The sequence below is a fragment of the Flavobacterium sp. 38-13 genome (genome assembly GCF_001899155.1).
In the GTDB taxonomy this organism is placed as follows: Bacteria; Bacteroidota; Bacteroidia; order Flavobacteriales; family Flavobacteriaceae; genus Flavobacterium; species Flavobacterium lindanitolerans.
The window spans coordinates 71,041-86,043 of sequence record NZ_MKVG01000015.1 but is presented as its reverse complement, the minus strand read 5'-3'; the positions used below and the strand labels follow the sequence as shown (position 1 = coordinate 86,043).

15 protein-coding genes are annotated in these 15,003 nt (G+C 34.3%); 6 read left to right on the top strand and 9 right to left on the bottom strand.

From position 1 onward, the window contains the following. Positions 1-548 precede the first annotated feature (548 nt). The 9 genes from BGO88_RS10520 to BGO88_RS10480 form a co-directional block, all read right to left on the bottom strand. Positions 549-1,199 (bottom strand): hypothetical protein, encoded by a 651-nt coding sequence (locus tag BGO88_RS10520; protein WP_286706850.1) that lies wholly within the window; start codon positions 1,197-1,199, stop codon positions 549-551. A gap of 20 nt (positions 1,200-1,219) precedes the next feature. Then, positions 1,220-2,176 carry a hypothetical protein gene (locus BGO88_RS10515; RefSeq protein WP_286706849.1) on the bottom strand — a complete coding sequence of 319 codons (957 nt, stop codon included), beginning with the start codon at positions 2,174-2,176 and terminating at the stop codon, positions 1,220-1,222. A 2-nt stretch (positions 2,177-2,178) separates the two neighbouring features. Beyond that, positions 2,179-2,826 (bottom strand): Fe(II)-2OG oxygenase family protein, encoded by a 648-nt coding sequence (locus BGO88_RS10510; protein WP_286706848.1) that lies wholly within the window; start codon positions 2,824-2,826, stop codon positions 2,179-2,181. 63 nt (positions 2,827-2,889) lie between these two features. Beyond that, a complete protein-coding gene (locus tag BGO88_RS10505; RefSeq protein ID WP_286706847.1) occupies positions 2,890-3,642 on the bottom strand; it encodes an HNH endonuclease in 753 nt (250 codons plus the stop codon). Position 3,643: 1 nt separating this feature from the next. Next, positions 3,644-4,813 (bottom strand): AAA family ATPase, encoded by a 1,170-nt coding sequence (locus BGO88_RS10500; protein WP_286706846.1) that lies wholly within the window; start codon positions 4,811-4,813, stop codon positions 3,644-3,646. Between the two features lie 24 nt (positions 4,814-4,837). Further along, positions 4,838-5,257 (bottom strand): helix-turn-helix domain-containing protein, encoded by a 420-nt coding sequence (locus BGO88_RS10495; protein ID WP_286706845.1) that lies wholly within the window; start codon positions 5,255-5,257, stop codon positions 4,838-4,840. A gap of 1,118 nt (positions 5,258-6,375) precedes the next feature. Continuing rightward, on the bottom strand, positions 6,376-6,663 hold the full coding sequence (locus BGO88_RS10490) for a chaperone modulator CbpM (RefSeq protein ID WP_277016892.1): 288 nt from the start codon (positions 6,661-6,663) through the stop codon (positions 6,376-6,378). 11 nt (positions 6,664-6,674) lie between these two features. After that, positions 6,675-7,574, bottom strand: a complete 900-nt coding sequence (locus BGO88_RS10485; RefSeq protein ID WP_286706844.1) for a DnaJ C-terminal domain-containing protein — start codon at positions 7,572-7,574, stop codon at positions 6,675-6,677. 122 nt (positions 7,575-7,696) lie between these two features. Continuing rightward, entirely contained in the window at positions 7,697-8,203 is a 507-nt protein-coding gene (locus BGO88_RS10480; RefSeq protein WP_286706843.1) for a DUF2911 domain-containing protein, read from the bottom strand. Positions 8,204-8,355: 152 nt separating this feature from the next. On the opposite strand from BGO88_RS10480, the gene BGO88_RS10475 reads away from it, so the two are divergent. From BGO88_RS10475 to BGO88_RS10450, 6 genes are all read left to right on the top strand, one after another. Then, positions 8,356-9,219, top strand: coding sequence for an EamA family transporter (locus BGO88_RS10475; RefSeq protein ID WP_286706842.1), 864 nt, complete (start codon positions 8,356-8,358; stop codon positions 9,217-9,219). 80 nt (positions 9,220-9,299) lie between these two features. After that, on the top strand, positions 9,300-11,216 hold the full coding sequence (locus BGO88_RS10470) for a DUF294 nucleotidyltransferase-like domain-containing protein (RefSeq protein ID WP_056073560.1): 1,917 nt from the start codon (positions 9,300-9,302) through the stop codon (positions 11,214-11,216). 3 nt (positions 11,217-11,219) lie between these two features. Next, entirely contained in the window at positions 11,220-11,813 is a 594-nt protein-coding gene (locus BGO88_RS10465) for a 3'-5' exonuclease (RefSeq protein WP_286706841.1), read from the top strand. Between the two features lie 106 nt (positions 11,814-11,919). Further along, on the top strand, positions 11,920-13,011 hold the full coding sequence (locus BGO88_RS10460) for a sensor histidine kinase (protein ID WP_286706840.1): 1,092 nt from the start codon (positions 11,920-11,922) through the stop codon (positions 13,009-13,011). Between the two features lie 3 nt (positions 13,012-13,014). Then, complete coding sequence (locus tag BGO88_RS10455) at positions 13,015-14,346, top strand: sigma-54-dependent transcriptional regulator (RefSeq protein ID WP_286706839.1); 1,332 nt, start codon at positions 13,015-13,017, stop codon at positions 14,344-14,346. A gap of 388 nt (positions 14,347-14,734) precedes the next feature. Then, the coding region (locus BGO88_RS10450; protein ID WP_502686507.1) for a Glu/Leu/Phe/Val dehydrogenase dimerization domain-containing protein at positions 14,735-15,003 on the top strand (269 nt) is incomplete at its 3' end.

Here is a 15,003-nt window from a genome sequence, read left to right as displayed (position 1 = left end):
TATTTCCGGAGGCTCCGAACATAATGACTAATTATAGGTCTAAATACTTCTGAAAGCCAAACATCCTTGTGATAGACACACCAATTATTTTACATAATATTATTATAGGGCAACCGAGCCTGCGAGGACTATTTTGACCTATAATGTACGGAGCATTATGTTAAATAGCTTTGGTATTTAATTTTTTAGAGCGGGGGAAAAGGGGAATTTTATTTTCACTCTTTAACCGATAAACCTCCATAAAACCGACTCACTTCCTCGTTAAACACCACTCCGCGTGAGGGATAGCAGCGGCATCCTTTTGAGAGTTTACGAACAAAAGATAAAGCGCATAGCCCGACCCCTGACCAACCAATAAACAACTGAAAAAAGGGCAGGGGGCACGCCCAAACAATCCCTAATGTGCCTGTAATCCCGAATGTGATAAATAAACAAAATGTGCCTCACAAAATAATGTAGAGAAAGCCTGTAGATATGAATAGCAATATTAACGGCGGAGCCGTTTAATTAGCTATTATTTTATTTTGAAAAAAAGTGAAACATGTTGCTTAGCGCCCATATTTTTCCCGAAGCTCCAGCTTATCAATTCGTGACCTTATTGCTCCGTTGTTTCTTCCGAATATAACCGATAATTCTCCGATTGTTTTTCCCTCACAAAAAAGAAGTTCCAATCTATCATCGTCTTCCTGTTTCCAAGGTTGATAAGCGTTTTTGTTTTCAAGCCGCTTATCATCTAAAGTGTAACTCTTTTTAGTTCCACGTTTTCCTTTTATGGAGTATTTAGGGGCGAATTTATCATACAGCCTTTCTTCCAGTTCTTTTCTGCCTAAATCTACCAAGATGTATGAAACAGTTAGATCTGTTATTATTTTTTCATTAAGTAGGTTCTCAATTTCTTCGCAGAAGCCTTTTCTTGAACTAGGTTTTTCATAGTTTGGGAGTTCAGAAAAATGATGATTCCCTAAATTTCTTCGTAGAGTATGATTTTTAGTATTCAGAATATCATTCATTCTGCCTTGAATACTTCCTGTTTCTCCAACATAACAAATCTCGCCATCCTCACGAAATATATATACAGCAGATGCATTCGGAAAAGAATTAGCCCAATTTCTGCTAAGCTCAATTTTTTTCTTTTCTGAATTGTTTAATAACTCATTTTCAAGTTTTATTAAGTATTCTTCAATTTGTGTTTTTGTCATGGCGTATATTTATGAAGTAATTATTCGTTATTATATTCTTCATATCCTCCAAATTCATGAAATTTTTCAGATATTCTATCAAAATCATCAGGATTAATCATATCAAAATAATCTTCGGGGCTGTATATGGTTCTGCGAGTATAATGATTCGATAAATTTGCTGCTGTTAAAGCGTTATATCCATTGAGTTTAAGTTCACATGCTGTGCAATGGAATTTTGTAGGAAGTATTGATTGTCTTACAATAATTTCGCCATCACTTGTTTCTATATTTTCCTTACCATAAGGCTCTCCAATAACAGTAGCTAAACTAGAACAAGAAGGACATTTAACTCTATGATGTCCTCTGTATGCCAATTTATTACTATTCTTTTCAGACTCAGTTTTCAGATTTTCTTGATCTTCTTCAGTTTTATTTTCAAAAACCTTTTTATGAGCAGCAATCGCCGATTTTGTTTTTCCAAATTCTTCTTCCTTAACCTCCGATAGAATAATATTAGCTTCTTCTTCAATTTCGCTCCCTAGCAGTGAATTTAAAGATTCGCCTTGAAATTCACTTAAAATTTTACAACACTTGTAAAAACCTGCAATCCATTGTGAGGTTGGATAATCTTCGAATGCTGCACCTCCTGTATGTAATTCTTCATTACGTTGATTAATTATTGCAGAAGAAATTTTAAAGTGTTCTTCTGTGAAATCAGTAATTAAAGTTTGACAAAGCGATAATACCTGTACAGTCCCTAAAGATTTTCTTTTACTTTTTGCAGATCCCAGATTTAATGCATGCAATAAATTTTGATGTAATGGGTCTGGTTCAGCCAAAAGAGTAGGGCTAACATTTGCTACGGCTGAACGAATAAGTAATTCTAATCCCATAGCACACCATAGACCAAAAAATGGACTTTCTTTATCTTCATCAAATCCTTTTTCAAAGAAAAGCTTTGATTTTACAAATAATGGTTCTCTTTCCCAACTCATAATTATTTAATATATATTCTTTTTAAAATTCTATTTTCGTTATTCTTCACAGATTCTCTACCATGAAGAATCTTCCAATTATCAAATACAAATACTTTTGGCTTATCCCAAGTAATTTTATTTATAGCAAGTTTATTTAATTTTTCGTCTATAATTTCTAAAGTTGTTTTTGCACTTTTATTTACTGGTTTCATACAATTGCTATCAAATCTGATAAATTCTTGGTTTAAGTGCTTGTTTAGAAATGATGTATAAAAGTTTTTAGTTGTGGTTTTTATTAAAAAGATAGACTTTTTTAATTCTGAGATTTCAAGAGAAGTTAGATCCTTATAAATATCATTGAATGTTACAAAAGTAGTTCCTGTATCACTTTTATTTTCACAGCTTAATAAAACAAATCTTGCCGGTAGTTCCCAAAAAGCTGTATCCGTATGGAATGGAAATTTGTCTAACTCAAAATTATAGCTAAACGTATTTTTTGTTGCTTCTTCTTTGTTTTTAGGTTTTAGATAATCTATATAATTACCATTTGGATGTACTATGATTTCTCCTGTTTTTTTTGAAAGGTCAACTAATGTATCATCATCCGTTGAAGAACTAAATTCAGCCCATCCTTTTGAAAATAGTTGATTTAATGCTTTAGACTCCATGTAATATAAATTCTCAGATTTTCTATTAGTTCTTTAACCTATAAGCTCATTATAATGCTTTCATCATTTTTCATGATTAAAGGCTGTTTTTTTTATGTCTTCTTCGAGATCAATTAACTCTTGATCCCAAAAACCTAGCTTTATAAGATTGTCCTTAATAAATGTAAAATTTGCATCTATTAGAATTATTGTGGCGGAAGTTGCAGAGTAAATTGAATCGGGAAGACCTTCTTTCATTAGCTCTTTAGTCCTATTGATTATTCTATTCTTTCTATTTGTACTTGTTTGAATACCTCCTATATAATCATCAAATAACTCTTTTATAATTTTAAATTGATCTTGAATTGCATTCCCAATTTCAAATCTTTTTTTAACAAGCCTATCTGGATCATTCAAATTCAATACAGAAACTGTTAACTCTCCTAATGCATCACAGCCATTGATTCTATAAAGCCAATATTTCAAATGGTTTTTAGGATCTATTAAACATGGATTTATTATAGGCTCTAAAACAGTATCATGATCTCCTTTAGTACCATTACATTTTTTACATGATGGAAGTAGATTTTCCCATTCAACAACTTCGTCTTCATATTTATCTTTATGATGAAAATGTTCTACTTCTAAATATTTACTTTCTTCACTAATGTTTGCTTCACAATAGCAGCACTTATTATTTGAAAGAGCTAATAATCCTTTTTTTATAGAATCACGATTCCATACTGATTTTCCAGTTGTTTTATATTCCTTTGTCAGTTGGGCTTGAAATACTGCTGTAAGCTCTAAAGGTTTGGGAGTTCTTGTTAATTTAATCATGCTATGAAATACCTGCTAATTGTATTTTTAGTATTTTTTTTAATGAATTTTCTGGATGTAACATAGCGTCAAGTATTTCAAAACTTGCAGTTGCTTTTTCTAAATTTTCAATATCAATAGCTTTATTAAAATTTTCAATAGCATTTAAGTATGTAGAAGTTCGAGTTTCGGTCATTCCCATAATATCAGTCAATATTTCTTCTACTGACCAACCTTGGCAACCATAAATATCATTAACAATAGTGTTTGGTATAACATTATTGTCTTCATCAAGTATTAACGGTATTATTTCTTTTGCTTCAGCAACTTGTATAAGATGAGGGCTATGGGTAGATGTAAATACTTGTGCATTTGGTAGAATTTCCTTTATAGCCTCATATATTTTTGCTTGCCATTCAGGATGTAAATGAAGATCTATTTCATCAATAAATACAATTCCATCAAAATCTTTTATAAATATACTTGGCTCTTTATATCGAAATTCTACTTCTTTTATTAGCCCAAGTAATACTGCCATACAAGATTTATATCCTGACGATAAATATTCAAAGAAAATTTCTCCATTGGGAGTATTTAGCATAATATCATGAGTATCTGGATCAACTCTACTAAATGAAATATTATTATTAAGTAAGCTAAAACACTCTTTTGCTAGATTAATGTTTTTTATTTGTTCATCATTCAAACTATCTGGGTGCGCAGACCATAAATGTTTTCTTACAAACCAATTTTTGATATTACTTGGATGAGAGCCATATAATGTTTCACCTGCGAAAGCAAAGTTATCTTTTAATGGTTCAGTCGTCAATGAAGCTAACTGCTGATACTGAATATCCCTATGTGTTTTGAAAACAATAACTTCATTTGAATTGCTTAAAAAACCACTCGTTGATCTACTATTTTGATCTGGGCGAAAATTATTGAGACTAAACGTTTTACTGGTTGGTGTGCCATTTATTGAAATATTAATATCCCATCTACCAGCAGTAACATTAGCCATTTTTTTTAGTGAAGTATTAAAATTACCAAATGATTGTGCCAAACAATCTAAAATAGTAGTCTTACCAATTCCATTTTGACCACAAATAATATTAAATTGATTATTAAAATTTAGCTCTAAATTCTTGATAGGGCCAATTCCTTCAATTTTTAGATTATTAATCTTTAGCATTATATTATCTCTTTAATAGTTTCATTATTTCCCTTCAATCAATTTCTCCAACTTTTCAATCATTTCCTTTTGTTGTTGAAGCATACGTTCATAAAGGTCAACCATTTTATCTATTGGGTTAAAAGATGGCTGATAACTAAATCCTGATGCAACAGCATTATCCTTAAAATCTTGGAAAGAATAAGTATTTGCAATGACGTTTACTGCCTGTTCTTCGTCAAAGTTTTCAATAGCTTCAATAGGTAACTTTAGGATCTTAGCTACTTGTTCTAAAATATCCTTTTCTACGGATTCTTTTTGTTCCAGGAGAGAGATTTTCTTTTGGTTCCAGTCTTCGCCCAATTCGTAGGCTAGGGCGTCTTGCTTGATGCCGAGCATTTCACGGAAACGCTTTATATTTCGACCTTGGTGTATTTTCTTGTTTGGCATATCGGTATGTATCATAAATCTCAAATATACTGTTTTTAGTTAAAATAATTAACAACTATTGGCAAATGAAGTTTCTAAATTATGCTTTTTTCAAGATAAAACATCCTGAAAAGGAATTGATTATCCCGTAAGTCTTGTCTTACTTCACGGCATAAAAGCACAATGATATGAAAAACGCCGAGAGTAACAAAGATAAGCTATTGGAAATACGCAAAATTACGGTTTGCCGTAAAGTATTTAGTATCTTTAATTACCATCCCATAATCACAATATGTGGCAAAAAGCTGTGGTATATCAACCATTAAATAGAGCAGTGGAGTAGTACTATTATTTTATAAAACGCTGATTTATAAAATTAAAACAAGCTTCTCTTGAAGCAGAATTTCTCCACATTATGTTAAATAGAAACATGATTGAAGCACACTCTCCGGCATTGATGAATGAGCGTTTAAAAAACGGACGTAGCGAAGCGTTAAAAAATGTAAACTGTTTGAGCGAAGCGAGTTTTTACATTTTAGCGTAGCGCAGTCGGTTTTTAGCGAGGGCATCATAGCCTTGATTTTTTGGTTCTTTTGCATCAAGGCAAAAGAACAGATAATTAACGTGTGAGCGCCAGCATAGAAAAATGCCAAAAAAAAGCCGTCAGGCACATTGGCATTTTTTGTATGCCAGCGAACTCCACGAAAATAAAATTTCGCTTTCCCGAGCGTTGGCAAAAAAAATTAAATCGACAGGACGAGCGTCGGCAAATTGTGCAGCAAAAATTCAATGTGTAAATTTATTTCCAAACACATTTAATTTTTAGCAAACAAGCGCGTTGGCCGAGCGGCTATTTCCGGAGGCTCCGAACATAATGACTAATTATAGGTCTAAATACTTCCGAAAACTAAACTTCCTTATGAAAGACACACCAATTATTTTACATAATATTATTATAGGGCAACCGAGCCTGCGAGGACTATTTTGACCTATAATTTATATTATGTAAAATAAACTTTTTCCAAACTAAACCAATATTCTCCTTTATCACAACTATATTTGCATACAAAATCATATCAATGGAATATTTATTTATACTGCTTGTTATCTTCTTATTATTCTACGTACCAAAATATTTTAAAAAGCGTAAATAATTATTCGTGCAATCGTAATCGGTTTTTTAAATCCTGGATTTCTTGCTGGAGTTTTTTTTGTTTTTGAAGCAGATTTAAAATCGCATCGATTCCTTCCGGATTGATGTGCAGTTCATAATACAATTGCCGACAACGGTCTAAATCTTCTAATTTTTCAGAATCCATAAATTTTTCGTTATTCTTGTTTTCAAACGGAATGATTCCCATTTCGTCCAGAATATCTATGAATGTCCTTTCAATTTTATAATGGTTGCAGTAATCTGATATAATGATTCTTTCGATTTTCATCTCCTAATTTTTTAAAGTTTAGATAATTCCCTAAAAGCTTCTTTTTGTTTTTCAGTCAAGTTGGTTGGAATCTTAATGTCATACGTTATAATCAGGTCACCAAATGAGCCTTCTTTTTTATAAACGGCCATTCCTTTGTTTTTAAGCCTGACTTTTGTTCCGTTCTGGGTTTCTGGCGGAACTTTCAGCTTAACCTTTCCATCTAAGGTTTCAACAGTGATTTCTCCTCCTAAAATTGCCGTAAACAAATCCAAACTTACTGTTTTATATAAATCGTTATTAAGTCGTTTGTATTCCGCATCTTCTTCAATCCTAAACGTAATATACAAATCCCCTGCCGGTCCGTTATTGGCTCCCGGACCTCCGTGTCCTTTTAGTTTTATAACTTGTCCGTCTGCTACACCTGCCGGAACCGTAATCCTTAAATTTTTCCCGTTTACGGTAATGGTCTGCTTATGGGTTTGGGCAATATCGCGGAGTTTCAAATGCAGTTCGGCATTATAATCCTGTCCTTTGAAACCGGCTTGCCTGCCACTACTTCGTCTGCCTCCAAACATGGATTCAAAAAAATCCGAAAAATCAGCATTACCAAATGAAGCATCATCGCCAAAATTGGAATAGGAACTGCCTGAATATTGCGATTGCGATTGTGATTGAGATTGCCTTGCCTTTTCATATTCTTCTGCATGCTGCCAGTTTTCACCATAAGCATCATACTTTTTTCTTTTTTCAGGGTCGCTTAAGACTTCATTGGCTTCATTAATCTGCTGGAATTTTTTATTGGCCTCAGTATCATTCGGATTTAAATCCGGATGGTATTTCCGGGCCAATTTCCGGTATGCTTTTTTTATTTCGTCAGTACTAGCCTTTTTGTCAACTTCTAAAACGCTGTAATAGTCTATAAATGCCATGATTATGATTGTTGTTACACTATAAATTTAAAAAAAATAATCAGTACTACACAACTGACATAAAATAAAAAACACTGCCCTTTACAGACAGTGCTTCATCTAAATTAAGTATTGAAGAAAATCTATTTAATTTTTACAGGGATATCCCAGTTTTCCCAACTTAGGGTAATATTGTCCTTGTTGATTTTATAAACCAGCTTTTCAGTCATTGAAGCTGATTTTTTAGGAGTTACTTTTACTCTTAACTGGTCCTGTTTGGCATCCATTTTATAAGCCCCCCATTGTTTCCACTCTTTGTTGAAAATAATAGTTGCGGCATCTTTTTCCGGAATTACAAAGAAAGCATATTTTCCGGCAGGCAATTTTTTACCTTCAACGGTAATTTCTTTATCAGTTTCAAAAGTTGTAGCCTCATTAGCTCCGGCTCGCCATACTTCTCCAAAAGGAACAAGTTCTCCCCAAATAGCCCTTCCTTTTACGGATGGGCTACCATAGTTGATAGTAATTGTTGCACCATTAATTTTTCCGGTAACTGTTTCTGCCGGACTTGCCTTTTTATCCTGGGCATTCGCGAAAGCAGTCATTACTAATGTCATCAGAAATATTCCAATTCTTTTTTGTAGTTTCATGTGATTTGTGTTGATTGTTAATTTGTTATGTTTTGGCTAGTAAAGATAATCAAGTGAATGTCTGTTGATTTTTTATTTATAATTCTTTTAAGAATTTTAACACCAAAAATGAATGCTATTTTCAGTTACTTTTGTAGTTAAAAGATTTTAAAATGTTCTATATAGTCTTAAGCATAATTTGCAGTGTTTCGGTAGGAGCGCTTCTTAAATTTTCAAAAAGATATTCATTTGATATTATCCAGGTCATAGCTGTAAACTATATTTTGGCGTTGGGATTGTGTTATATTACCTTCCGGCCTGATGCTTCTGTAGTGAATAGCAGTTCGCCCTGGAAAATATATATAGGACTTGCCATTTTATTGCCTTCTGTGTTCTTATTACTGGCTTCTTCTATAAAACACATTGGTATAGTTAAGACTGATATTGCCCAACGCCTATCCCTGTTTATTCCTATTCTGGCAGCTTATTTTATTTTTAAGGAAAACTTTACAACTTTAAAATTAATGGGGCTGATTGTTGGTTTTCCGGCTATTTTTCTTACGCTATCCAAAAAACAATCAGACACCCAGGAAAACAGATGGATTTTTCCCGTGTTGGTACTATTAGGGTTTGGAATCATTGATATCTTATTTAAGCAGATTGCTCTGGAAAAAAGTATTCCTTACACCACTTCCCTATTTATAGTATTCTGTGGCGCTTTAGTATTGGCATTGTGTTTTACGATATACTCTGTTTTTGTAAAGAAGAATCTCATACAATGGAAAAACATTATTATAGGTGCCTTTTTAGGAATTTTAAACTTTGGAAATATCCTGTTTTATTTAAAAGCACATAAGGCTTTTTCAGAGAATCCTTCCACCGTTTTCGCGGCTATGAACCTGGGTGTAATTGTTTTGGGCAGTTTGGTTGGAATTGTCGCTTTTAAAGAGAAAGTCACTTTAAAAAACTATATCGGAATTGTTCTTGCCCTTGGTTCTATTGTACTGATTACTCTTTCACAAATTCAGGGAAAATAGCGTGGAAGTATTTTTAAACTTCTTTTGCAAAGAATCAGAATAAATTTTATTTTTACTTATCATCTAGCTAACAAGATTTTATGAAAAACCCGATTGCGGAGAAGGTTGTTGATTTTCTCAAGAACTATCCGCCTTTCAACAGCTTAAATTACCAGGAATTACTGCATATTGCTTCTGAAGTTAAGGTACTTTATCTCGAAAAAGGTAAGATTCTTTTCCAGATTGGCGATGCCTGTCATGATAGCTTTTACATTGTGGCTTCCGGGGCTATTGGGTTATCCGTAACTTCTGATGCCGAAGAAACTTTAATTGACAAATGTGATGAAGGCGATATTTTAGGGCTTCGTCCGTTTTTTGCCAAAAACAATTATCTGATGACGGCAAAAGCCCGTGAAGAGAGTATTGTTTATGCAATTCCGATACAGATTTTCCAACCCTATGTGTTTGCCAATCATGATGTAATGAGTTTTATGTTGGAGAGCTTTGCCTCTAATACACGAAATCCCTATGACAAGGAACATAGAGGAAAGCTGATTTCTGAAAATATTATCTATAAGGAACAACAGGCCGATATACAATATTTCCAATCCATCCAGTATTCAAAAGAGCCAATAACAGCTTCTCCTGAAGCTATTGTTAGAGATATTGCCCAGATGATGACCGACAAGCTGATTGGGAGTGTCATTATCACAAAAGATGATTTCCCGATTGGAATCGTAACTGATAAAGATTTGCGTTCTAAGATTGCTACCGGTCACTTCCAAATCTCGACTACCGCAGCTAAAATAATGACTTCACCTGTGGTTACGGTACCTGAAGACCTTTCTCTTGCCGAAGCTCAGGTATATATGCTTAAATACAATGTAGATTATCTCTGCGTTACGGAAGACGGTTCAGACAAATCTCCTGTAAGGGGAATTATTTCTGAAAATGATTTGGTGGTTGCACAGGCCAATAACCCTGGTGTATTGATTAAGGAAGTTAAACGTGCACAATCAGCTAAAGATTTGAAACGTATTCGTGAAAAATTATCAGAATTGATACAGACTTCAATCACAAAAGATATACCGGTTTCGCATATCATGAATATTTCAGGAGAAATCAACACCGCCATTACAAGACGTGCTATTGATTTGGCTATTCTTGAAATGGGCTCTCCTCCTGCCCGATTTGCATGGTTGAGTATTGGCAGCCAGGGCAGAAAAGAACAGTTATTGCTAACTGACCAGGATAGTTTTTTGGTTTTTGAAGATGTGCCTCAGGACAAATACCGCGATGTAAAAGATTATTTCCTGCGTTTGGCCCGAAGAACAACTTCTACCCTTGAAAAGGTGGGCTATTTCTTAAGTCCGGATGGTTTTGTTTCAAGCAATATGATGTGGTGTAAATCACTGACAGACTGGATTAAACAATACGGAAATTGGATTAATACTCCAGGTGAAAACAGTGAAGTGATAAACACTATTTTCTTTGACTATGAAATTGCTTTTGGTGAAACTTCTATCGAAGAAGCCCTTACGGAAATTATTTTCAAAAATGCGAAAGGAAACAAATTGTTTTTTGACTATCTGGGCAATGACGCCTTGAGAAAACCACCGCCATTAGGATTCTTTCGCCAATTCCTGGTCGAAGAAGAAGGCGAAAATAAAGATATGTTTGACATCAAAACAAGAGCCCTTACCCCGCTTATTGATGCCGGGCGTTTGTTAGTTTTGCATCAGAATATAAAAGGAATCAACAATACTTATATGCGTTTCAAACAGTTGGCAATTGCCGACCCTAGAAATTCAGAATTGTTTCTAAACTGTGCCGAAGCTTTCCTTACACTATCTGAATTTAGGACTGTAGAAGGCTTAAAAAATGACAGCTCCGGACAATTTATTAATCTGGAGGAGCTTTCAAAAACTGATAAAGTCAAGCTAAAAAATTGCTTTATTCCCATAAAAGAAGTTCAGGAACTAATCAAGAGCAGGTTTAAGCTCACCTATTTTTCATAAATCATGCTGGATTGGCTAAAAATAAATAAAGATTACCCACAATTTTGGAAAGATTATCTCGGAAAGTTTGAGAACAAATCCAGAAGATTTGTGGCATTTAGTACTGAAACTACAGGCCTGGATGCCGAAAAAGATGTCATCCTGTCTATTGGTGCCGTAGCTATAGAAAACAATACTATTGTTGTAAAAGATAGTTTTGAAGCACTTATTTTTCAGGAGAAATTTACTCCTGAAACAGCCTTAAAAACAGGTATCATAAAAGGAGTTCCTGAGGAAAAACATTCCGAAAGTGAGGCCATAGAAGCTTTTATTAACTATTTAGGCAATGCCGTTTTGATAGGACACCGGATTCATTTTGATATTGCCATGATTAATACTGCCTTAGAAAAATTACATTGTGGCAAACTTAAAAATGAGGCTTTGGACATTGAAGTAATGTTTAAGAAATGGAAACAACTCCCTGAAGAAAAGCAGTTTAGATTAGATGAATTAGGTGCTTACTTTAAGATATCGAAGAGTGACAGGCACACGGCTTCTAATGACGCTTTTACAATTTCACTCCTATTCCAAAGGTTAAAACAACGCCTTGGTTTATAACCCAAACCCAGTTTTTTTTCACTTTTCTTAAAAAGAAGCAAATATTTTTTTGCAATTCTATTTAATAAGTAACTTTGCGGTCCACTATTTTATAAATTAGGCAAAAATGCTTGAAATATCAACAGAAGAAAAACTTAAGGAACGCATCAAGGAATTGAGCTGTCTTTATGATATTTCAAAGACCACGAGCATGAATGCAAACTGCTCTGAATCTGCCTTAAGGGAAATCTGTACTATTGTAAAAATTGCCTGGCGGTTTAGCGATGTTAGTATAGTGGAGCTCCAATGCAATGACTTTTATTTCACAACGTCAAAACTTCCGGAAGATACCCGTTTTCAGGTTAGTCCTATTTCTATTTTTGATAAAGAAGCCGGTTTTATCAAGGTACATTATCCAATAAGCAGCGGGGCTTTTTTTCTGGTTGAGGAAGAACAGCAACTGTTGGATAAAGTTGCCCTTGAAATTGGCAATTATATTGAGAAAAATCATATCCGGGAAAGAGAAAAGCAGTTGCAGAGAAGTGTGGAACGCATTGACAGGTTGTCAATTCTTGGTGAAATAACAGCCGGAATTGCCCATGAACTCAATACACCACTCGGAAATATACTTGGTTTTGCCGAATTGATAAACGAACAGAATATCGATAGGCAGGTAGCTCAGGATGTTTCAAAAATCATCAATGCGGCCATTTATTCCAGAGAAATTGTCAAAAAACTAATGTTCTTTTCTTGTGAAATGCCACAAAACATGGAAATTGTTCCTATTAAACCTATTGTAGTTGAGGCCTTATCACTCCTGGGTCCTAATTTTAAGAAGGCACAGGTTTCTTATGAACTTATCTTTGACAATCCGGAACTAAAAGCCCAGATAGACAATATCCAATTGACCCAGGTCCTGTTTAATATTCTTATAAATTCGATTTATGTAGCTCCACAAAACAGTAGCATTACTGTTAAAGTTACTGACGATTCCAATAATTTTTACATTGAGATTGCCGACGAAGGAAGCGGTATTCCCGAAGAAATCAAGTCGCGCATATTTGAACCATTCTTTACTACAAAGCCTATTGGTGAAGGTTCCGGCTTAGGATTGAGCGTTGTACATGGTATAGTAAAAAGTCATAAAGGCGACATTATAGCATTGGACAACCAACCAAAAGGTACAATTTTTCAAGTAAGGCTCCCTTTAAACTCCTAAAAAATGCTGAAAAAAGAAAACATATTGATTGTTGATGACAATTATGATATGCTGGAATTGTTACAGCGTAATTTAAAGGCGCAGAATTTCCATACCTATAAGGCTTCTTCGGTAATGGAAGCTATTGATATTCTTAAAGTTGTAGCTATCGATTTATTGATTACAGATTTGCAAATGCCCGGCCTGAACGGAATTGAGCTAATCAAATTTGCCGAAGAACATTTTCCTGAAATTCCTAAACTGGTTATTACCGGATTTCCTTCGGTTGATACGGCTGTTAATGCTGTAAAATCCGGTGCTTTGGATTATCTCGTAAAACCATTTACCAGTGAAGAATTAAAAAAGGCGGTACAGAATTCGTTTGAAGGAAAAATAGGTTCAAAGAAAAAAAGCTCTCCTACTCTTCCCGATTCTGACAAAAAGATAACAAACTATGCCGGAATTGTTGGTGATTCCGAACAATTTGAAAATTTAGTTGACGTTATTGAACGCGTCAAAAACAATAAAGCTACCGTTTTAATTCAGGGCGAAAGCGGTACCGGAAAAGAACTGATTGCCAGAGCCATTCATTTTAAAGGCTCATTTGCATCAAACCCTTTTGTAGCTGTGAATTGTGGCGGAATTCCTGAAAACCTGATGGAATCGGAATTATTTGGTTATGAAAAGGGCGCCTTTACAGGTGCCAATGAAAGCAAGATTGGTTTATTCCAGGCAGCAAACGGCGGAACAATCTTTTTGGACGAGATTGGCACGGCACCATTAGCTGTACAAACCAGACTGTTGAGGGTTTTACAGGAAAAGGAAGTCACAAGAATAGGCTCACAAAAAGCCCACAAAATAGATGTCAGGGTCATTTCTGCCACCAATAATGACTTATACGAAATGGTACAAAAAGGAAGCTTTCGCGAAGATTTGTATTACAGGTTAAATGTAGTAAGCATTGAAACGAAACCTTTGAGAGAAAGAAAGAACGACATCCGTCCTTTAATTACTACCTTTATAAAAAAATACGGCATTGAATACGGAAAACCGAATTGTACGATTTCTGACAAGGCAATAGAAATCCTGCTAAGACATTCGTGGCCGGGAAATGTGAGAGAATTAGAAAACATTATACAGAGAATGATAATTATGTGTGATTACGCAATCGATATAGTTGACATTCCTGATTATTTGAAATACCAACAACCTACCGAAGGAGAAACCCTAAAGCCCTTAAAAGATATTGAAAAAGACCACATACTAAAAGTACTGCATGCTGTTGGCGACAATAAAACCAAAGCAGCAGAAATTCTACAGATAGACAGAAAAACATTAAGGCAAAAACTGCTTTAAGATATCCGGGGAGTTTTTACCCGATTGGTACTTTTCTCTCCGGTATTTATTTAGATTATAAAATTGTTCAAAAAGTAATTAACTGATTATCAAATATTTTTAAAAATGTATCACACTATGGCACACAGTTTGTTTTATGGCACGTCACCATAATTGAATAGAGTTATTATGTCACAAAATTTACAGGAGCTTTCCTTTAAGAAATCTCCTCAAACCCAGATTCCGATTATTGCCTGTACCGAAAATATTTTTAATGGTATCAAATCATGCGGTTTAGAGATATTGCAACATCAGGTAAAAATAGGATTATGCATTAATTGTGAAAGGAACAATTATTGCGCCTGGAAAGAGAACAAAAAAATATACTGCGAACACTATCAATAAAATTATGATTACTGCAAAAGAACCTGCTAAAAAAAGCATGTATGAAAATGTAATGGAACAGTTTAATAAAACTGCTGACATTATGAATTTGAATCCTGATATCAGGAAGATTTTATCAATTACAAATAATGAAATCCTTGTTCATTTTCCTGTGAAGATGGATAACGGACAAGTAGAAGTATTTACTGGCTACAGAGTTCAGCATAACAACGCTCTTGGACCATACAAAGGTGGTTTAAGATTCCACCCTACTATGGACGGAGATGATGCCAA